We start from the raw sequence: 19,439 nt of genomic DNA, 5'->3' as shown, positions 1-19,439 counted from the left end.
ATTACGACTGATCGTATAGATCAAGCCACTTTTCCGCATAGTCTACCGATTCTCTCATGGGCAGTAAATATGAACTGGCAAGTCCAACTTGATTGTGCTGATGGATGCCTCCTGATTGCAGAAAATCACGGCCAATCTGTTCAAATAGTTCTTCTCTTGTGATGATATCTTGGTACTCTTTCCATACCCTCCATCCATTCTCTAAAATAGGGGCTCCTCTTGTCATGAGGTCCTGCTGAGGAATTCGGTATTCAGCTAGATGAAAAGCTGTCATGCTCTCAAATGATGCACCAAGCAGCAGCACTTGAGCATGAAGATCATACATGCGGCCAAGAGGCGAATGCTCTCCTAATCCAAAGGAAAGTGCATGGTGTTGCAGAATTTCATGTTTTCTTTTCCCCCAGGCGGTGAATGAAAAATGGGGATGATTGCTTCTCGCCACGCCTGGGTATTTCCAAAATGTTTCCGCCACCTTTCCCATTGCTGCTGGTGTCGTGTAAGCTGGGTCAAATGCTGGCATTGTTTCTTTGATCGATTTCCACCATGAATAAGGAACAGGCGGATCGATCCAATCGGCGGGATCAGAAAGCTCTAACGTTTGTGCCGGCATAATCAGTGTCCCTTCTTCTGTTAAGGTTTCCATCAATGCTTGTATGACGGCTACAGCGCCTCCATTTACCCAGCCGATTGATGATAAAGATGAATGAACACATAAAATCATGCCCTTTTTCACACCAAGTTGAACCAAGTCTGCTTTGATTCTTTCCTTTGTCATCGGTTCAGCTTGATTTTCGATTAATTTTTGCATCGTTCCTTTTCCTCCTGCGTCTCTTCTATTACTGATGAATGAGACGTTTAACCGCAATAGACAGTTTGTAATTTGCGTAATTCGTCAGCTCCGTTAAAAACTGATCAAGTTCATCACGACTGGAGAAATGTCCTTCAGCCATATAACAGCCTTCACCACTTATTTTGAACAAATTCTTGATTTCTTCCTTTTTATAAAGAAACGACAAAAGTGGTTCATGATGATGACTACGGGTATATAGCTGCAAAAAGGTTTGAATCGTCTTTTGTGTCTGCCAATCAATTGAAATGGTATATGCTTCAATCACACCTTCTTCTTCTAGCTTTAACACCCGATTTGCAACAGCTTGGCCGGTTAAATGAACTTTTTCACCTAGAGCTTTCATCGTTAATCGGCTGTTCTTTGATAGTTCTTTTAAAATATTCATATCTGTTTGGTCTAGCATTGGCTCACCTCTTTCAAAAATCAAGCCCTTCTGCCAAAAGACTTTCATAATCCTCTGTCACGTAGAACTCTTTTAATATACTGTAAACTTAATCAGAAAAAAAGGAGGCCTTTTTATGAAAATTACACTCATTCGCAATGCGACTTTATACCTTCACTATGGTCATTCAACTTTTTTAATCGATCCCTTTTTAGCAGCAAAAGGAACATATCCACCGTTCCCTCATACAGCCAATCAACATTTGAACAATCCTATTGTGGAGCTTCCTGTAAATATAGATTTAGACAGTCTGTTACACCCAGATGCTGTCTTACTCTCTCATTTACATGTGGACCACTTTGACGACGAGGCCAAAAGGAAATTAGCTCAGGATCAACCAATTTATACTCAATCGGAGAAGGATCGAAAAGAAGTTGAAGAAGCTGGATTTCAGCATGTCACATGCATTGAAGATGAAATGGACATTTGCGGCGTTCATATTAAACGTACAGGCGGACAGCATGGGACGGGAGAAACGGCGAAGCGGATGGGGCAGGTGAGCGGTTTTGTTTTCTCTCACCCTGATGAACCTACCCTTTATATTGCAGGTGATACCATTTGGTGTGATGAACCGAAAGAGGTTGTGAATACAAGCAAGCCAGACGTCATTGTGGTCAATAGCGGGGCTGCTCAATTTTTAGAAGGCGATCCTATTACAATGACCAAGGAAGAGATTCTAGACATTCACCGTTCTCAGCCAAAAGCTCAAATTGTCGTCTGTCATCTTGAGGCAGTGAATCATTGCCTGTTAACAAGAGCTGCTTTAGAAGCTTACGTTCAAGAGCATCATGCAGATCAAGCCATTTTTGTCCCTCAAGATGGGGAAAGTCTCACCTTCTGATCGACAATAAAAAACCGGCACTTAAAGCTGCCGGTTTCATCATTATCATGGGCGATGGTGCTGTGGTTTTTTCAGCAATGGAACAAATCCGTTCTTTTTCAAATGAGTGTAATGCTCATCCATTCGTTTCGTGATGTGTGTGCCTTGTTCCTTTGTTAACACGCCGTACTGTACATATTTCTCAATGACTTCTTTTCGCTTAGAAAGAATTTGCTGCTCAAGGATTTCAATTTTTTTTTGTTGTTCTGCTGTTAATTTCACTTGATGTGTCACCGGGCGCTTTTCCATTTGAGGTGTTTCTCCATGAGCCGTTTCTATATGAAAACCAAATAACAGCATCATCGACAAGATGATCAAACTACTTATTTTTTTCATCATTGTTGTTCCCTCCTTTATTCGCCTTTATTTTGCGCTCGCTTTCCTTTTTTATACATTATTTCTAACACGCAAATTGCTTATAATATTCTTACTTTTTCACTTTTCTTCTGAAAACGTTGTCCTTATAGAGAAAGCGTGCTATGTTTTGTTTTGTATAAAAAATAGAGGAGGATTCTTAAATGAGTCGTTTTTATCATAAAAAACCTATATGGATCATGCTTGTTGTATCTGCTTTCATCCTTATTATGTCTGCTTGCAGTCAATCAGGCTCATCTCAATCTGAAGACACAAAGTGGGATCAGATTAAAAAGAAAGGGAAAATCGTGGTTGCAACTTCAGGCACCCTTTATCCAACTTCTTATCATGATACTTCTAATGGCAAGGATCAATTAACTGGCTATGAAGTAGAAGTCGTCAAAGAAGCGTTTAAACGTCTTGATGTGAAAGTAGAATTTAAAGAAATGGGCTATGATGGGATGCTGAGCGCCATTAATTCTGGTCAAGTGGATGCCGCTGCAAATGATATCGACATCACAGATGACAGAAAAGACAAGTTTGCCTTTTCAACCCCTTATAAATATTCCTACGGAACGGCTATCGTTCGGAAAGATGATTTATCTGGCATTAAAACTTTAAAAGATTTAAAAGGAAAGAAAGCAGCAGGGGCTGCCACAACGATTTATATGGATGTTGCTCGTAAGTACGGTGCAAAGGAAGTCATTTATGATAATGCGACAAACGAGCAATACCTAAAGGATGTTGCAAACGGCCGTACAGATGTCATTCTAAATGATTATTACTTGCAGACACTGGCTCTTGCTGCATTTCCTAAACTAAATATTACAATTCACCCTGACTTGAAGTACATGCCGAATGAACAAGGTTTTGTTATGAAGAAGGACAACAAAGAGCTTCAAAAAGAATTAAATCGTGTATTAGGCGACATGAAAAAAGACGGAACAATGAAAAAGATTTCTGAGAAATTCTTTAATCATGCAGACGTCTCTAAGAAAATTGATGCTGATGTCGAAGATGTCGACATTTCCAAATAAGGAGCCGCAATCGTGGGAGATATTCATTTAGAATATATATTTAATCCTGCACTGGCAAAGGCGTCATTTCCGTTTGTTATGAAAGGCATCTGGCTGACGCTGCTCATTTCCTTTGTGAGCATGTTTTTTGGTACCATTCTTGGCTTTTTTATCGCTCTTGCCAGGATGGCGAATTCATGGATTCTTCGGCTGCCTGCACGACTGTATATCTCATTCATGCGAGGCGTGCCCATTCTAGTGATTTTGTTTATTCTCTATTTTGGATTCCCCTATATCGGCATTGAGTTCACAGCGGTCACTGCCGCCATTATTGGGTTCAGCTTTAATAGTGCTGCCTATATTGCAGAAATTAACCGAGCGGCCCTCTCCTCTGTTCCAAGTGGACAGGTGGAAGCTGCTAAATCATTAGGTCTCAGCTATTGGCAAACGATGCGTGGTGTCATTTTGCCTCAATCCGTCCGCATCGCCCTGCCGCCATTGACCAATGTCATGCTCGATTTAATCAAAGCTTCCTCACTGGCAGCAATGATTACTGTACCAGAGCTCTTCCAGCAAGCAAAAATTGTAGGCGGACGAGAATTCGATTATATGACCATGTATATTTTGGTCGCACTCATTTACTGGGGCATTTGCAGTGTCGTCTCATTGCTTCAGGACTTTTTAGAAAAACGCTATGCGAAATATCTGTAGCAAAAAAAGAGCAGATCTCATGGATCTGCTCTTTTTCAGCGTGATAGAAAACCTTTGCAGCCCTAAGCACCGGAGCGCAGACCTGCGGGCGAATGCGAGGATTTGTCTACACGATAATTAATGAATAAGCCATAACCATACATATAACCCGAGTAATGTGAGAATCAAGGTTGGGATGGTCAGAATGATCCCGGCTTTCATGTACGCCCCCCAAGAGATATGGACGCCTTTTTTCTTTAAGACATGAAGCCACAGCAATGTCGCCAATGAGCCGATTGGGGTCATTTTCGGTCCAAGGTTGGAGCCGATGACATTGGCATAAATCAGTCCGTCTCTCATGACACCTGCTGTATCTGTATGTCCAATGGCAATCGCATCAATTAAAACGGTCGGCAGATTGTTCATCACAGAGGACAGCACTGCGGCAAGCACCCCCATAAACATCGTTCCTGCAAGCAAGCCATGTGAAGCCCCTTGCTGGATCCATGCCGCCAATATTTCTGTAAGACCGACATTTTTCAGTCCATATACGACGACATACATACCGATTGAGAAAAACACAATGGACCACGGCGCTTCTTTGACCACTCGCTTTGTCGCTACTTGCGGACTTCTTCTCGCCAGCCACAAGAAAGCAAGAGCAATCCCGCCTACGATGATGGACACTGGAATACCGATCAGTTCCCCCGCAAAATAACCCACAAACAGACAGCCGAGCACATACCAAGACAAACGGAACATACGGATATCTCGAATAGCTGACGCCGGTTCCTTTGCCTGTGACAGATCGTAGGTTTTTGGGATAAGCTTTCGGTAAAATACATACAGAACCAGCATGCTCGCTCCAAGCGACACAAGGTTTGGCACGAACATATTCGCTGTATATTCTAGAAAACCAATATGAAAATAGTCGGCTGATACGATATTGACCAGGTTACTAATGACAAATGGCAAGGAGGTTGTGTCTGCAATAAAACCGCTTGCCATCACAAAAGGCAGCACCATGCGCTCATCCAGCTTCAACGCTCTCACCACAGATAAAACGATTGGGGTCAAGATCAGTGCCGCTCCATCGTTGGCAAAAAAAGCAGCCACAACAGCGCCGAGCAATGTTAAGTAAATAAACATGCGGACACCGTTGCCTCTTGCGGCTTTTGCCATATGCAGTGCAGCCCATTCAAAAAAACCGATCTCATCTAAAATTAACGAAATGATAATAATGCCAATAAAGGCAAAGGTCGCGTTCCATACAATTTGCGTGACTTCCCACACATCGCCTAGATGAACGACACCAAAGGCAAGTGCAAGAATGGCGCCTCCACACGCTGACCATCCTATGGTGACACGTCCTGGCTGCCAAATGACAAGGACGAGGGTCATGATGAAAATCAAAATGGCTAAGGTGACTGATCCCAAAGGTGGCCCCCCTTTCACTTTTCTCATAAAATCTTTATCTATCATACAACGAAATGCATCAGTTGTATGCCATTTTCGCATGTCACATGAAAACCCGCAGGTGATCCTGTGCACCTGCGGATTCCATCATGATTATTGATCTTTTTTCATCAGCATCAATTCAATAAATAACTCACATCTCTGGCTAAAATGACTTAAGTCGATCGAAGTCATGTCAAAAATTTGTTTCATTCGATAGTTTAATGTATTTTGATGAATAAACAACTGCTCCGCTGCTGGCTTTAGCTTGCAGTTATTCAATAAGTAGACTTCCAGCGTTTTTAAAAACGAGGTTTGACTCTCGCGGTCTTTTTCCTTCAAGCGTAACAAATCTGGATTGAAGTCGTTTTTCTTTTTTTGATGGCTGTAAATAGAGTCTAAAAACCGGAAGACCCCTAAATTCTCATAATCATATGGAATCAGTTCTTGCCCTCCGACAATTTTTACTGCCTTGACGACCTCTATCGCTTCAAATCGACTTGTACTCATTTTCATGACATCACGGTACTCTCTTCCCATCCCAATATACAAAGGGGAAGGATGGGCATTCGTTTTTGATTGCAGATGTGCGATGACATCAGCGGCAGTCGCTTTCGGTGAGTGCCGGTCTGACAGGCTGCCTAATATAACGACAATATCTGCTTGAACCGAATAGACGTGATTTACTTTATCCTCTAGCTGCAAATACGTTCGAATGACATCCTTCACATCTTCTGCCGTCTCACTTTTGTTATCGGCAGCGTGCACGACCATAACGGTAAATACGGCTGGCAGTGGAATGCTTAAGTTCTCAGCCTCCCATTTCAGCTCTTCTTCAGTATAAAAATGATCATCCATGACCTTTTTGAAAAACTCTTCAATCTTGCCTTCCTTTTTCTCAAGCTGTTTCTTATTCTTATAAATCACTTTTCCAACCTGAAAGGAAGCTTCGTGTAAAAATTGCAGCTCCTCCTGAGAGAGGGAGTCCTCAATGTCCTGCACCCAAATAAAGCCTACTACCTCTTGTTTATGCTTGGCGCTCACAGCTACCCGCCGATTAAAACCGAGCTCGTCATAACCGCTCACATAAAAAGGCTTTGACTCCTTGTGAAGCCGCTCGATTACCCCTGTTTTCTTTAACCAATCGACTACAGACCCCGGACATTCCTTTGAGAAAATCGTTTGCTGATTGACTGGGTCAAACTGCTGAATGCTGTAAGAATTATAAGCAAGGAGCTGACACTCTGTGCTTTCTAAAATGACTGGTTTTTTTAAATAGCCGCTAATAAATGCAATTAATTTATCGACATCAAAAAATGTATGAAGCTTTTCTAATATCTCTTCCATCCCGATTGCTCCCTGATTAAGTGATACATTTATCATACTTCTTTCCAGTCAGATTTGTATAGAAACAAGTCGCAGGCAGGCAAAAAAAGCATGAACCCGTCAGTGCAGGTTCATGCTTTTCCATATTAAAACATTTCACTAATCGTTTTTGCCTGCATGTGCAGAGCTAGGTAATCTGGACCCCCTGCTTTTGAATCCGTTCCTGACATTTTGAAGCCGCCGAATGGGTGGTAACCAACGATGGCACCTGTGCAGTTACGGTTAAAGTAAAGGTTCCCCACATGGAACTCCTGCTTCGCACGGTTGATGTGATCACGATTATTCGTAATGACAGCACCTGTTAAACCGTATTCTGTGTTGTTGGCTACCTCAAGTGCTTCATCAAAGCTAGACACTTTCGAGAAAGCTAAGACTGGTCCAAAGATTTCTTCTTGCATTAAGCGGGAAGTAGGCTCAAGATCTGCAAAAATGGTCGGGTGGATGAAGTATCCTTCCGAATCATCACTCGTTCCGCCAGTGACTAAGCGGCCTTCCTGTTTGCCAACCTCGATATAATCCGTAATCTTGTCAAAGGACGCTTGATCAATGACAGGTCCCATGTAGACATCCGCAGAAAGTGGATTGGCTGTTGTTTTCGTTTCTGTGATTTCCTTCACTCGCTCAACCACTTGGTCATACAGCTTCTCGTGGACGACAGCCCGAGATCCAGCTGAACATTTCTGACCTGAAAACCCGAAGGCTGATGTGAAAATGGCATTAGCCGCTAATTCAACATCTGCATCCTCATCAACAACCACGGTATCCTTACCGCCCATTTCAGCAATGACACGTTTTAAATGCTGCTGTCCTGGCTGCACTTTTGCCGCGCGTTCAAAGATACGTGTCCCTACTTCTCTTGATCCAGTGAATGTAATCAGACTTGTTTTCGGATGATCTACTAAGTAATCCCCAACCTCTGCTCCGCTTCCTGGTACAAAGTTGACAACACCCTTTGGCAGACCGGCTTGCTCAAGCTCCTCCACAAAACGGGCTGCAATGACAGGCGTCGCACTCGCTGGTTTTAAAACAACCGTATTCCCAGTGACGATTGGCGCTACTGTTGTTCCAGCCATGATCGCAAACAAGAAGTTCCACGGCGGAATCACGAGCGTCACGCCAGTTGGTGTGTAAACATATTGATTGCGTTCCCCTTCGCGGCTGTTCACTGGTTTGCCTTTCGCCAGCTCCAGCATTTGACGGGCATAATACTCTAGAAAGTCAATCGCTTCTGCTGTATCTGCATCCGCTTCATTCCAAGGCTTACCTGCTTCTTTTACAAGAAGGGCTGAATACTCATGCTTTTTACGGCGAATGCTTGCCGCAGCTCGGAATAATACGCCAGCTCTTTCTTCTGGAGACGTATAGCGCCATGTTTCAAATGCTTTCGCTGCTGCTTGAACCGCTTGTTCTGCCTCTTCCTTCCCGGCCTTTGATACGGTTCCAACCACTTCATCCTTTTTCGCTGGATTGATCGAAACAATCTTGTCTTTCGTTTCGATTCTTTCTCCATTAATCACGAGCGGATAGGTTTGACCAAGTGATTCTGTTACTTTAGCTAATGCTTGTTCAAACGCTTTGCGGTTTTCTTCCTGGCTAAAATCCGTGAATGGTTCATGCTTGTAAGGTGTTGTCATGTTTGTCACGCTCCCGTTTCAAATTATTTTCTCGTCATCCCTTTTAAAGCAAAGGCAATGTTTGCCGGCCGTTCTGCAAGACGTCTCATGTAGTAGCCATACCACTCTCGTCCATACGGAGTATAGACCCTCATTTGATAGCCTTCTTTTACAAGTGCCTGCTGCGTTTCTGATCTCATGCCATACAGCATTTGAAATTCGAACTGACTTGTTTGTATATTGTGTTTTTTCACAATATTTTTCGTGAACTCGATCATTTGATCGTCATGTGTCGCAATGGCTGTATAATTCCCTGAGAGCAATTGCTTTTCGATCAGCTTTTGATAATTCTGATCGACGTCTTTTTTGTTTGGATACGCCACTTCGGCAGATTCCTTATAGGCACCCTTTACAAGTCTTAAAAATGGTTGCAGCTCATTTAGGTCATCAAGATCCTTTTCTGTTCTGTACAAATACGCCTGCAAGACCGTACTGACATACTCGTATTGAGATTTCATCTCTTTAAAAATGTCCAGCGTTTTTTGACAGCGCTGTTCATCCTCCATATCGATTGTCACCATGATACGGTGCTTCTCTGCCGTATCTAAAATACGTTTCATATTGCGATACACAAGGTCATCGTCAATATCCAGGCCAAGTGATGTCATTTTGAGTGATACGTGGGAATTGAGTCCCGCCTCTGCAATCCGCTGAATGGTTTGAATACACTCAGTCGTCCGCTCATTTGCAATCTCTGCCTTTGTGACAAACTCACCAAGGTGATCAACTGTCACGGCCATTCCTTGTTCATTTAATCGTTTGATGACAGGGATGGCACTCTCAAAATCCTTCCCTCCGATGATTTTCTTAGATGCAACAGCACTTCCCCAATTACGAGCAATATGGTTCAAGAGACTGCTCTTTGACAAAAACAAGAAGAAATTTCTTGTGACCGACTCCATAAAGGGCACCTCCCACTCTTTGTAAGCTATGTCTTTATTGTAAAGCTCATAAGCTGTCCGCTACAATATTTGAAGATGACAAAAATTCTGACTTTTTTTGTGGTTTTATCACAATAAGAGATAAAAAAGAGCCTGCCGCGATCCGGCTGGCTCTTCCCTGCTTACGCCCACACCTCATCAAGGGTAGACTGCAGCAGCTCATTTAATTCTTGCATCAGATTGTCTTTCGGCTGATTGTAGCTTTTCACCAATTCATCAAATCGCGCGAGCTCTTTGTCGATAAATGGATGGACATGAGCGAGGCGGTTCTCTACATCCATTTCTTCGCCGTCCATTTTACGTTTGAGCAGCTCATGGATTTCCGCTAAAAGCGGGCCTTCCTCCACTAGTTCCTCGAGCAGTTCATGAAAGTCCATCGGCGGAACCGTCCGGTAGCGTTCAATCCACTGACAAGCAAGCAGCGGACGAAGTACATAAAAATACTTCTTGATTCGCACCTGCTCTCCTCGTAAATACCCGCTTTCATTCCGCTTCGCCATATTGAGGTAATGATACATCAATGCTGCGGGATAAAACGCTCGATCCTTTAATTCTCTTAGCTGCTTTGCCAAAGAGAAAGATTCAGCATAGATAATGTCAGAAGACAGCCATTCCATGATGGACGGATTCGATTTATTAAATAAGCGAAGTGCCTTTCTAAGCTCCCAGCCGCTGATATCAAGCACATCATCAATCGGCCGTTCAATGACATCACGATGTTCTTCCATCGCCCAATACCATTCTTTTCGAGGAACATATAAAAAACGAACATCGTAATCACTATCAGTCGAAGGGAATCCCCAAGCTCTGCTGCCTGATTCAACCGCGAGGCAAATCTTTACGTCGTACGTTTCTTCGATGATTTTCAGCTCTTCCTTGATTCTCTCTCTCATCATCCATCAACTCTTTCTACAGAATTCTGCATGACTTCTTCACGTTTTGGGAAAATACGAATAAGACATATATGAAAAAGGAGTTGGATCTCATGTCTATATCTCGCATCATGAAATGGATCACCGGGATTTTTGAAGCCTGCCTTGCCATCCCTGTCATTGGAGGACTATTTGTGATCAGCAATGGCTATACACCGCTCATGGTCATGCTTATTCTGCATATTATCACACTCGTCTTATCGAAGCGAGACCAAGGACCAATGATTGGCAGTATCATTGGAATTATCACATCGTGCCTTGCCTGGATTCCGATACTTGGATTCATCCTGCATATCATCACAGCTCTTGCCCTTATTATCACAGCGTTAGTGCCTGATGAAAAAACGAGACAGAATACGAGTTATTAAAAAAGAGGCCCTCCTAGAGCGGCCTCTCAGCGTGTAGACAAACCCTCGCATTCTTTGTCAGGTCTGCGTGCCGGTGCTCACGAATGACAAATTCGCTCCGCTCCGGTACTCGACTTCAAAGGTTTTCTATCACGCTGAAAAGAAGACAAAGGGCTAAAATAAAAATCATTTTATCCCTTTGTCAAAAATCTGAAAAGAGGCCCTCCTAGAGCGGCCTCTTTTTCTTTTCTTTTATTTGAGTAAATGCTTTTGTAAGAAGGAGAGCTTCTCTGTTTGAAAAGCCGGGATAAACTCGTGTCCAAAATAGCGATATACTTTCAGGTCTTTATCTGTTTCTAAATGGTTGTATGCCGCAAACACAGTAGATGGCGGGGTTATTTTGTCAATCAGACCGATCGCCATCAATGTTGGCTGTTTCACCCAACCAGCTAAATTGATTAAATCAAAATAGCTTAATGTCTCAAATGCCTTTTCCTCCACTTCCGGATCACTGTTTCTTCGAAAGTATGAATTGATTTCTAAATAAGGCTGCTCCAATGCAACGTCCACGGCACGCTCGAAGTTTGATAAGTAAGGATAATCTGCCACGACGGCCTTCGGAATGTCTGAAAGAGCTGCAGCTGCAACCGCTAATGCGCCTCCCTGGCTCCCACCAATCACGCCGATCCGGTGTTCATCCACTTCCGGGAAGGACTGAATGACTTCGAGTGCACGAACCGCATCTAAATAAACACCGCGATAATAGTAGGTCTCCTTTGATAAAATGCCTTTTGTCATCCACCCCAAAGCGTGACCGCCTGGTGTCACTGCCTGATCTTCACTGCCGCCTTGACCGCGGACGAGCATACCAAATGTTGCATAGCCGTGCAGCGCCCAGTTGACGATGTCGTGAATGCCGCCGTCATAGCTGGCATTATAGCCATGATAACGAACGAGCGCTGGATGCGGACCCGATTGATCTGGTACCGCGTACCAGCCTTCAATACGAGAATGATCAAAGCTTTGATACGTCAGGCGGTACACCTTGACGCCTTTCACTGGATAGTCATAAGGTTCAAGTGTTGGCTTTGCCTCCACTTGGCGCAGTTCTTCGAGTGATTTCTTCCAAAAGTCTGAGAAATCAGGACGTGCTGTTTTCTTTGGTTTATATTTTTTTAGCTCTTCTAGTGATAAATCAAACAATTGCATATCATACTATTCCCCTTTGTTTTATTAGTTATGAGTATCATACCACTCATTTCTTGATTGAGAAAGTCATTTAACAAAACCTTCTGACATTTCTATTGGCAAAGATGATGGAAACCTTTATGATAAAGAAACTGACCTTGAAGACTAGAATAAACCATGACATACATTCATGATTTTCACATGTCATATAGCGAATAAAGGAGGAACCCTTATGAAAATCGCCCTTGTCCAAATGGACGTACAAATTGGAGAACCTGAAGTAAATTTTAAAAAAGCAGAAGCGTTTTTAGAAGAAGCAGTCCGCGAGCAGCCTGATCTGATCATTTTACCCGAAATGTGGAATACCGGCTACGCCCTTGAACAAGCCGATCAGCTTGCGGATGTAAACGGTGAACGCACAAAACAGCTCTTCTCCTCCTTTGCCCGCAAGCACCAAGTGTATCTCATCGCAGGCAGTGTGTTAAATAAGCGGACAGAAGATGAAAACATCACCAATACAATGTATGTCTTTAACCGCCAAGGTGAGCTACTGTTAGATTATGATAAAATTCATTTATTCCGCTTAATGGATGAGCATAACTATTTAACCGCTGGTGATCAGCTTGGTTTATTTGACTATGGTGAAGATGTAACGATTGGTGCGATGATCTGCTATGACCTCCGCTTCCCGCAGCTTTCCAGAACACTTGTGAACAAAGGAGCGAAGGTGCTCGTCAATACGGCGCAATGGCCGTCAGCAAGAGTGGACCATTGGCGCAGCCTGCTCATCGCAAGAGCGATTGAAAACCAGTCATTTATGATTGCTGTTAACAGAACAGGCACAAGCAGGGACACGGAATTCCCTGGACACTCTATGGTGATTGATCCACTCGGCCGCATCCTGCTTGAAACAAACGATGACGAAGACATTTATTATGCGGAAATTGACCTTCAGCTAGTGGATGAAGTCAGACAGCAAATTCCGGTGATGACGGATCAGCGTCTGGATGTCTATTAGAAAGCAGGTTGCTCACAAATATTAGAATTCGCTCCGCGTCGGTACTCGTCCTTCCTAGACTCCAAAGAATTTCTATCACGCTGAGAAATAAGATAAAAAGCAGGGTACTCCCCTGCTTTTTGCGTTTAATTAAACGTTTGTTTAAGCTTTCCCTTGATTCTGATAAAGGTCCATGAAGGCTTGAGCGGCTTTCGTTAAATACCTTTCTTCCACATATGCAAACACAAGTGTGCGGGTTGGGTATGAATCAATATTTAAATAAGTGACCCCGTTCCTATCCTCTTGTGCCACCATTTTCGGCACAACGGTCACACCTAGTTCGTTTTTAACCAATGCCTGTGCTGTTTGAATATGACTTGTTTCAAAAGCCACCTTTGGCTGAAAACCGTGATGACGGCACAGTTCCATGACCACGTGCCGAAAACCGTATCCCTCTTTCAGCATAATAAATGGGATACCTTCAAGAATTTGAAAGGGCACCATTTCTTTTTGCCCTGCTTGCTTGATGATCTCGTTCAATTCCTCTGATAACCAAGGCTGAGCAGCTTGCGGAACTGCAAGAAGGAGCGGCTCTGTCAGCATTTGTCTCGTTTTCAATGATTCATACTCGACAGGCATAGATAAAATAGCCAAATCCAGTTTTCCAGCGAGTAGAAGTTTTTCGAGCTCACGAGGTGAATCTTCTATCAGTTGAACGTGCACATGAGGATATGTTTGACAAAAGGTTTTTAATAAGCCGGGCAAGACATATCCCCCTGTGACTGCTGGCGCTCCAATGTTCAGCTCTCTCCCGATTTCATAAGCTGCTTCTCCCATTTCACGCAGCAAATCATCTCTTTCCTTCAAAATATTCTCAGCCCTTTTAATGAATCGTCTCCCTTGAGGTGTGGGCGTTACTTGTCCATACTTTCGAATAAATAGCGGTGTGTCTAATTCCTCTTCCAGCTTCTTCATTTGCTGGCTTAAAGAAGGCTGTGCAATATGAAGTTGATCCGCTGCTTTTGTAAAACTTTGCTGCCGGTACACTTCAATGACATATTCCATCATTCGTATATCCACTTTCATCACCTCATAGGTTTTAACTATTCATGTCATATCTTTTATGTCTTAGACAAATAACAGAAGGAATTCTACGATAAAGAGACCACAAAGGGGGAAAAGAAATGAATCCATATGCTAAAGCCGAGAACCAATTCTCACAAAATGCCGAGAACTATCGAGATTCACCTATATTTGCAGCCGGAGAAGAGCTGGAATGGATGAAAATAGCAGCAAATGCGAAGGGTCATGAGCATTTACTTGATATTGGCTGTGCGGCAGGACATACCGTTTTTTCCTTTTCAGACGTTATCTCTAAAGGTGTCGGTATTGATGTCACACAAAAAATGATCGAGGTTGCAGCAGCACTCGCGGAAGAACGCCATCTACAACATATTACTTTTGAGCAGGCAGCCGCAGAAGCATTGCCCTTCTCTAATGAATCATTTGAGGTCGTGACGTGCCGGTTTGCTGCTCATCACTTTCCAAACCTTCCGGCAGCCATGTCGGAAATCAGTCGAGTCTTAAAAAAAGGCGGCCAATTTCTGCTCGTCGATCATTATGCACCTGAAAACCCTGCACAGGATTCATTTATTAATCACTTAAATAGACTGAGAGACCCTTCTCATGTGCGGGAAAGCTCGTTATCAGAATGGAAACAGCTCTTCGCTGACAACCATTTGACGAAAGAAGATATTCGTTACTGGGATCTGCATATTGATTATCAGGACTGGATTATACGTGGACGCACACCAGAGAATGTTCAAAAGGAGATCGTATCCCACCTTCAAGCCGCAGACTCTGACACAAAGCAGCTGTTTCAGATTCAATTCGATGCACAGCATCAGCCCATTTCCTTCTGTTTAAAAGCTGCACTGCTTCAAGGAATCAAGCATTAAACAGATAGAAAAAGTCTACCATCGTCGGTAGACTTTTTTTATTTCGAATATAAATCCCAGCCAAGCTTGAGTGTGTCCACAATATAATTGGCGACTTCCTCAGCCTCTAAATGATCTGTTTCCACTCTTGAGTTATGAAGAGAATAAATCTCCCGGCGCTCTTCAAACAGCTCTTTCATCTCATCAAGCGTCCGGTTGTGAAGAACAGGGCGGTTTTCGATTAAAATATCAAGCCGCTGCTTCCAATTCTCCCACGATAGATCAAGGAAAAGAACGGTACAATGCTTCAAGCAGGCGCGTTTGATTTCTTCCTGTTTGAATGCACCCCCTCCAAGGGAAACGATCTTGAGCTGTGTATGTTCACATAAATCGACGATATAATCCTTTTCAGCCTGCCTGAAGAATGCTTCTCCTTTTTGCTGAAACATCTCTGGAATCGTCATGTTGTACTTTTTCTCAATCTCCTGATCGACATCAATAAAATCTCTATATAGCTTTTTGGCAACCAGCTGCCCAATGGTTGTTTTCCCAACACCCATAAAGCCAATGAGGACAATATTCCGCTGTCTTACAGGAATTTCTCTATTGATTTTCATGGTCGTGACACGTCCTCCCTACGACAAGGAATGCTATATAATGTTTCTATTATATGATAAATGGAGCGCGAAAAGATAGGCAATCTTAAAAATTGTGTTTGACGACGTAGCCGAGCTGTTCAGAAAGCCTCTGTGCCTGTTCTTTCACTTTTTGCTGCAGCTTAGGAATGACTTCTTCAGTAAACCGATGGGTTGGACCAGATATGGATAAACAAGCCTTCACTTCTCCATGAATGTTAAAGACTGGTGCCGCTACTGCCGCAGATCCTACCTCTCGTTCATCGATACTGCAAGAAGTATACGTGTCAAGAATATGTTTACGTTCCTCTTGCCAGTCATCTCTCTTCACATGATCAGCCTCAGACGCTAATACTTTTTGTTGAAATTCTTCACTTTGAAAAGCCAATAATACCTTTCCGCCTGCACCTGCGTACAATGGCAGCTTCTCACCAATCTTGACAAGATGGCGAATCGATTGCAGCCCTTCCGCTTGTTCGATACAAACCCTGCTTGTTGAATCCAGTACATACAGGTTGACGGTTTCCTTTGTTTCATCACGAAGTGAGTACATGAGTGGCTTAGCCAGTTCCCTCAATTTAATGGACTTTCCTGCAATGTATCCAAGGAGATAAAGCCTTTGACCCAATCGGTATTTCATTGTTTCTTGATTCTTCTCCACAAAATGATTCATTTCAAGCGCCTTGAGCAGTCTCGTTGTCGTAGACATTGCTAAATTCATCTCTTTTGAAATATCCGTTAGCGTCAGCTCTTGACGTTCTTCACTAAAACAATACAGAATATCCAAAGCACGCTGAACTGTACGCAGTCCTGATTCTTCTTTTGACTTTTTATCAGCCATATTCACTTTCTCCTTTTCCCCTTTGATTTCTTATCGACATCAACGATCGATTTTGCTATAATCCATTTTAAACGTTCCATTAAAAGAAAACAAATTCCACCAGACGGAATAAAATCAATTGAAGATATTTGATGGAGGAGATATTTGAATGTACCTGCTCGTTTTTACACTTCTTATCAGTCTATATATTGTTCATCAACTATTTCCTGCTCCTATACTCTCCTATTTTGTTGGTCTGCTGGCCGCTGCCTCGCTCACCATTTCTTTTAAGAAAGCAAATGGGCTTTATTTGAAAACAGGTGCTGTATTTCTCATCATTGGGTTGTTCTTATTCTTCTTATCCGGCCAGTCATTACATACGTTTTTTCTTCACTTTCATTCCATGCTGGGCTTGCTTTCTCTCTTTTTCATGCTGCCTTTTATTCATTCTCTCATACATGTTGGACATTTCGATACACAATTAAATAAACTGCTCACACTGCATACAACGAGCTCAAACCAGCTTTATCGCAAGAGTTCATTTGTCACGCATATTCTCGGCATGTTTTTAAATATCGCGACGATTCCTTTACTATATACATCGCTCAAACCGTCGCTCGAATCTCTAAAAGAACAAGTGAAACAACATCTGTATACACGCAACCTCTTAAGGTCATATGCATTGTGTTTAAGCTGGAGTCCTGTTGAAGTGCTGGTAAGCGTCACCATTGATGCAACCAAACTAAAATATTATCAAATTGCACCTATTACTTTTGGTTTAATGGTCGTCGTGCTGGCGATAGATTGGATGCTTTTTTCTCGTCAAAGCAAACGATTACCAAACATCATTCAGTCTTCAGAAACAAACGCCAATCCTCATCGAATTAAGCGAAAAACCCTTCAGCTCGCTTTCATGCTGCTAGGTTTTATGACAGTCGTCTCACTTGTCGATGCATGGATTGGGAAAGGCTATTTATTCGCTGTAGTACTGACGATTATTCCATTTGCTCTATTATTCTCTTCTATTATCAAAAAAAGAAAACAATATATCGCTGTCTCTGTGCCTCATTGGAAAGAAAGAACCCGTCAGCTCTCCAACTATATGTGTCTATTTTTAAGTGCAGGCTTCTTTGTCGATATGCTCCTTGCGACAAACAGTATGCAGCCGATTCAAGCATTTATTGTCAGTATATCAGACCATGCCATTTGGGTTTATTGTGTCATTGGGTTGTATTTTCTGATCACCGCCCTTTGCGGTTTTCACCCGCTTGTCTCGCTTGCTTTGTTAGTCAGCATGATGGCACCAGTCATCCATGAACTGCCTGCTCTTCCGATCGCAATCATGCTGATCGTTGCTGGCACATCAACTGTTATGTTTAGCCCTTTTAATGTTTCTGTCTCCTTATTGGCTGATTTGATGAAGGTCAACCCTTACCGTATCACTCGCTGGAATATATGGTTTGCCAGCCTTTATATCAGCATGGGCATCGCATGTGCAGCGATCATCACCGTTATCTTTTATACATAAAAAAGAGAACTCACCTTGGTATGAGTTCTCTTTTGCTTTCTCACTATGGTTTCAATTGAATTCGTTCAATTTTACCTACAATAAAAATGTACGACAATGCCCCGCCTAAAGCGACTAAACTGACGAATAAAATTCCTCCATTGTAGGAGCCTGTCGCCGACACGATGAATCCGATAATCAGCGGAGTGATGATCCCAGCTAAATTAGCAAAAAAGTTAAATACGCCGCCAGCCAGCCCAACCATTTCCCGCGGTGCCACCTCAGACAGCATCGTCCAAGAGATATTAGACAGTCCTTGCGCAAATGAAGCGATGGATAAAATGGTCAGCACAAGCGGGATATTTGTTGTAAAGTTTGCTAAAACAATGGTACTCGTCATCAGCAAGCCAACCACTACTGGCAGCTTTCTCGCTACATTCACTGATACGCCCTTTTTGAGCAGCCAATCAGACACATAACCTCCAAACAAGACCCCAAAGAATGCAGCAATATAAGGAAGAGAAGCAGCAAAACCTACCTTGAGAAACGCCATATTTTTCGCCTCTGCCAAATAGGTCGGAAACCACGTTAAAAAGAAAAAAAGGGTAGACGCAACAGAGAATTGGCCAATATAAAGCCCGATTAATTTACGATATTTTAGAAGGGCGGCAAAGTCTGCCCATTTCAGCTTCTCCTGTGATGCGACTGTCAGTCCTTCACCTTGCCGGATTAAATCTAACTCATTTTCATTGACCTTCGGATGCTCTTTCGGTTCGTGATAATACTTGTACCAAAAGAAAGCAAATATGATACCGAGCGCACCTGCCGTAATAAAGACGGTTCTCCAATCGAAAGTCGTCATGATCCAAAAAAGAAGAGGTGTCGCAAAGGCAAGACCCACATACTCTCCAGCTGTGTATACTCCTGTTGCAAAAGCCCGTTCCCGCCTCGGAAACCATGTGGTGACAATACGGTTATTTGCAGGAAATGCGGGAGATTCTGTAATCCCAATAAACAAACGGCAGCCGAATAAAAAGGCAAAGCTGTTCGCAAACGCCTGTAAGCCTGTGAAAATAGACCAAGTAACGAGTGATATCCCATACGTTACCTTTGAGCCAAATTTATCGAGAATAAAACCGCCTGGTATTTGCATTGCTGTATATGTCCAGCTAAATGCCGAAAAAATCAGGCCTAATAAGGCAGGATTTAATTGCAATGAAGATTGAATCGCAGGAGCAACAATGGACACACTGGCTCGATCAATATAATTAATAGCGGTAATAAAAAACAACAGAATCAATATGCCAAAACGGGCTTTCGTTGGTTTCACATATGCGGGCTGCAATTCATTCCCCTTCAGTTCTGAATGCACTTTCATAACCATCCTCC

Annotated in this window: 20 protein-coding genes; 7 read left to right on the top strand and 13 right to left on the bottom strand. The window is 42.9% G+C overall.

Translation table 11 applies throughout. The annotated features are described in order from the left end of the window. Position 1: 1 nt before the first annotated feature. Both NSS80_RS01855 and NSS80_RS01850 read right to left on the bottom strand, forming a co-directional pair. Positions 2 to 808, bottom strand: a complete 807-nt coding sequence (locus tag NSS80_RS01855; protein ID WP_252050065.1) for an AAC(3) family N-acetyltransferase — start codon at positions 806 to 808, stop codon at positions 2 to 4. 28 nt (positions 809 to 836) lie between these two features. Further along, positions 837 to 1,253 carry an Lrp/AsnC family transcriptional regulator gene (locus tag NSS80_RS01850; protein ID WP_317222234.1) on the bottom strand — a complete coding sequence of 139 codons (417 nt, stop codon included), beginning with the start codon at positions 1,251 to 1,253 and terminating at the stop codon, positions 837 to 839. 115 nt (positions 1,254 to 1,368) lie between these two features. Between NSS80_RS01850 and NSS80_RS01845 the strand changes: the two genes are divergently transcribed. Beyond that, positions 1,369 to 2,133 (top strand): MBL fold metallo-hydrolase, encoded by a 765-nt coding sequence (locus NSS80_RS01845; protein ID WP_034624002.1) that lies wholly within the window; start codon positions 1,369 to 1,371, stop codon positions 2,131 to 2,133. Between the two features lie 45 nt (positions 2,134 to 2,178). On the opposite strand, the gene NSS80_RS01840 is transcribed toward NSS80_RS01845, so the two are convergent. After that, positions 2,179 to 2,508: a YckD family protein gene (locus tag NSS80_RS01840; RefSeq protein WP_317222586.1), complete on the bottom strand. Its 330-nt coding sequence runs from the start codon at positions 2,506 to 2,508 to the stop codon at positions 2,179 to 2,181. Between the two features lie 182 nt (positions 2,509 to 2,690). Here NSS80_RS01840 and NSS80_RS01835 point away from each other — a divergent pair, with 182 nt between their 5' ends. After that, positions 2,691 to 3,563, top strand: coding sequence for a transporter substrate-binding domain-containing protein (locus tag NSS80_RS01835; protein ID WP_024424312.1), 873 nt, complete (start codon positions 2,691 to 2,693; stop codon positions 3,561 to 3,563). 12 nt (positions 3,564 to 3,575) lie between these two features. Continuing rightward, entirely contained in the window at positions 3,576 to 4,253 is a 678-nt protein-coding gene (locus NSS80_RS01830; RefSeq protein ID WP_034283291.1) for an amino acid ABC transporter permease, read from the top strand. Positions 4,254 to 4,370: 117 nt separating this feature from the next. On the opposite strand, the gene NSS80_RS01825 is transcribed toward NSS80_RS01830, so the two are convergent. The 5 genes from NSS80_RS01825 to NSS80_RS01805 all read right to left on the bottom strand — a co-directional run bounded on the left by NSS80_RS01825 (position 4,371) and on the right by NSS80_RS01805 (position 10,580). After that, positions 4,371 to 5,669, bottom strand: coding sequence for an arsenic transporter (locus NSS80_RS01825; RefSeq protein ID WP_317222235.1), 1,299 nt, complete (start codon positions 5,667 to 5,669; stop codon positions 4,371 to 4,373). A gap of 132 nt (positions 5,670 to 5,801) precedes the next feature. Continuing rightward, positions 5,802 to 7,034 carry a helix-turn-helix domain-containing protein gene (locus NSS80_RS01820; protein ID WP_317222236.1) on the bottom strand — a complete coding sequence of 411 codons (1,233 nt, stop codon included), beginning with the start codon at positions 7,032 to 7,034 and terminating at the stop codon, positions 5,802 to 5,804. 125 nt (positions 7,035 to 7,159) lie between these two features. Next, entirely contained in the window at positions 7,160 to 8,707 is a 1,548-nt protein-coding gene (pruA, locus tag NSS80_RS01815; RefSeq protein WP_024424316.1) for an L-glutamate gamma-semialdehyde dehydrogenase, read from the bottom strand. A gap of 23 nt (positions 8,708 to 8,730) precedes the next feature. Then, positions 8,731 to 9,648, bottom strand: a complete 918-nt coding sequence (locus tag NSS80_RS01810; protein ID WP_251216848.1) for a proline dehydrogenase — start codon at positions 9,646 to 9,648, stop codon at positions 8,731 to 8,733. 161 nt (positions 9,649 to 9,809) lie between these two features. Continuing rightward, a complete protein-coding gene (locus tag NSS80_RS01805; RefSeq protein WP_317222237.1) occupies positions 9,810 to 10,580 on the bottom strand; it encodes a nucleotidyltransferase domain-containing protein in 771 nt (256 codons plus the stop codon). A gap of 92 nt (positions 10,581 to 10,672) precedes the next feature. On the opposite strand from NSS80_RS01805, the gene NSS80_RS01800 reads away from it, so the two are divergent. Next, the gene (locus tag NSS80_RS01800; protein WP_041088984.1) at positions 10,673 to 10,987 is read left to right on the top strand and encodes a hypothetical protein; all 315 of its coding nucleotides are present in this window, start codon (positions 10,673 to 10,675) and stop codon (positions 10,985 to 10,987) included. Positions 10,988 to 11,218: 231 nt separating this feature from the next. Here NSS80_RS01800 and NSS80_RS01795 read toward each other — a convergent pair whose 3' ends face one another. Further along, on the bottom strand, positions 11,219 to 12,175 hold the full coding sequence (locus tag NSS80_RS01795) for an acetylxylan esterase (RefSeq protein WP_317222238.1): 957 nt from the start codon (positions 12,173 to 12,175) through the stop codon (positions 11,219 to 11,221). Positions 12,176 to 12,386: 211 nt separating this feature from the next. On the opposite strand from NSS80_RS01795, the gene NSS80_RS01790 reads away from it, so the two are divergent. Next, a complete protein-coding gene (locus NSS80_RS01790) occupies positions 12,387 to 13,172 on the top strand; it encodes a carbon-nitrogen family hydrolase (protein WP_317222239.1) in 786 nt (261 codons plus the stop codon). Positions 13,173 to 13,313: 141 nt separating this feature from the next. On the opposite strand, the gene NSS80_RS01785 is transcribed toward NSS80_RS01790, so the two are convergent. Then, positions 13,314 to 14,219: a LysR substrate-binding domain-containing protein gene (locus tag NSS80_RS01785; RefSeq protein WP_317222587.1), complete on the bottom strand. Its 906-nt coding sequence runs from the start codon at positions 14,217 to 14,219 to the stop codon at positions 13,314 to 13,316. Between the two features lie 116 nt (positions 14,220 to 14,335). Between NSS80_RS01785 and NSS80_RS01780 the strand changes: the two genes are divergently transcribed. Beyond that, positions 14,336 to 15,109, top strand: a complete 774-nt coding sequence (locus NSS80_RS01780; protein WP_317222240.1) for a class I SAM-dependent methyltransferase — start codon at positions 14,336 to 14,338, stop codon at positions 15,107 to 15,109. Between the two features lie 38 nt (positions 15,110 to 15,147). Here NSS80_RS01780 and NSS80_RS01775 read toward each other — a convergent pair whose 3' ends face one another. Together NSS80_RS01775 and NSS80_RS01770 are read right to left on the bottom strand one after the other, a co-directional pair. After that, positions 15,148 to 15,705, bottom strand: coding sequence for a shikimate kinase (locus NSS80_RS01775; RefSeq protein ID WP_003214270.1), 558 nt, complete (start codon positions 15,703 to 15,705; stop codon positions 15,148 to 15,150). Positions 15,706 to 15,790: 85 nt separating this feature from the next. Then, positions 15,791 to 16,564 carry an IclR family transcriptional regulator gene (locus NSS80_RS01770; RefSeq protein ID WP_034283265.1) on the bottom strand — a complete coding sequence of 258 codons (774 nt, stop codon included), beginning with the start codon at positions 16,562 to 16,564 and terminating at the stop codon, positions 15,791 to 15,793. A 148-nt stretch (positions 16,565 to 16,712) separates the two neighbouring features. On the opposite strand from NSS80_RS01770, the gene NSS80_RS01765 reads away from it, so the two are divergent. Continuing rightward, on the top strand, positions 16,713 to 18,071 hold the full coding sequence (locus NSS80_RS01765) for a hypothetical protein (RefSeq protein WP_211043905.1): 1,359 nt from the start codon (positions 16,713 to 16,715) through the stop codon (positions 18,069 to 18,071). Between the two features lie 43 nt (positions 18,072 to 18,114). Here NSS80_RS01765 and NSS80_RS01760 read toward each other — a convergent pair whose 3' ends face one another. Further along, the gene (locus NSS80_RS01760; protein ID WP_041116578.1) at positions 18,115 to 19,428 is read right to left on the bottom strand and encodes an MFS transporter; all 1,314 of its coding nucleotides are present in this window, start codon (positions 19,426 to 19,428) and stop codon (positions 18,115 to 18,117) included. Between the last annotated feature and the right edge of the window lie 11 nt (positions 19,429 to 19,439).

Source organism: Bacillus sp. FSL M8-0350 (assembly GCF_038593345.1).
GTDB classification, from domain to species: domain Bacteria; phylum Bacillota; class Bacilli; order Bacillales; family Bacillaceae; genus Bacillus; species Bacillus safensis.
The sequence above is the reverse complement of the archived record's forward strand: the minus strand, read 5'-3'. Positions and strand labels throughout refer to the sequence as shown.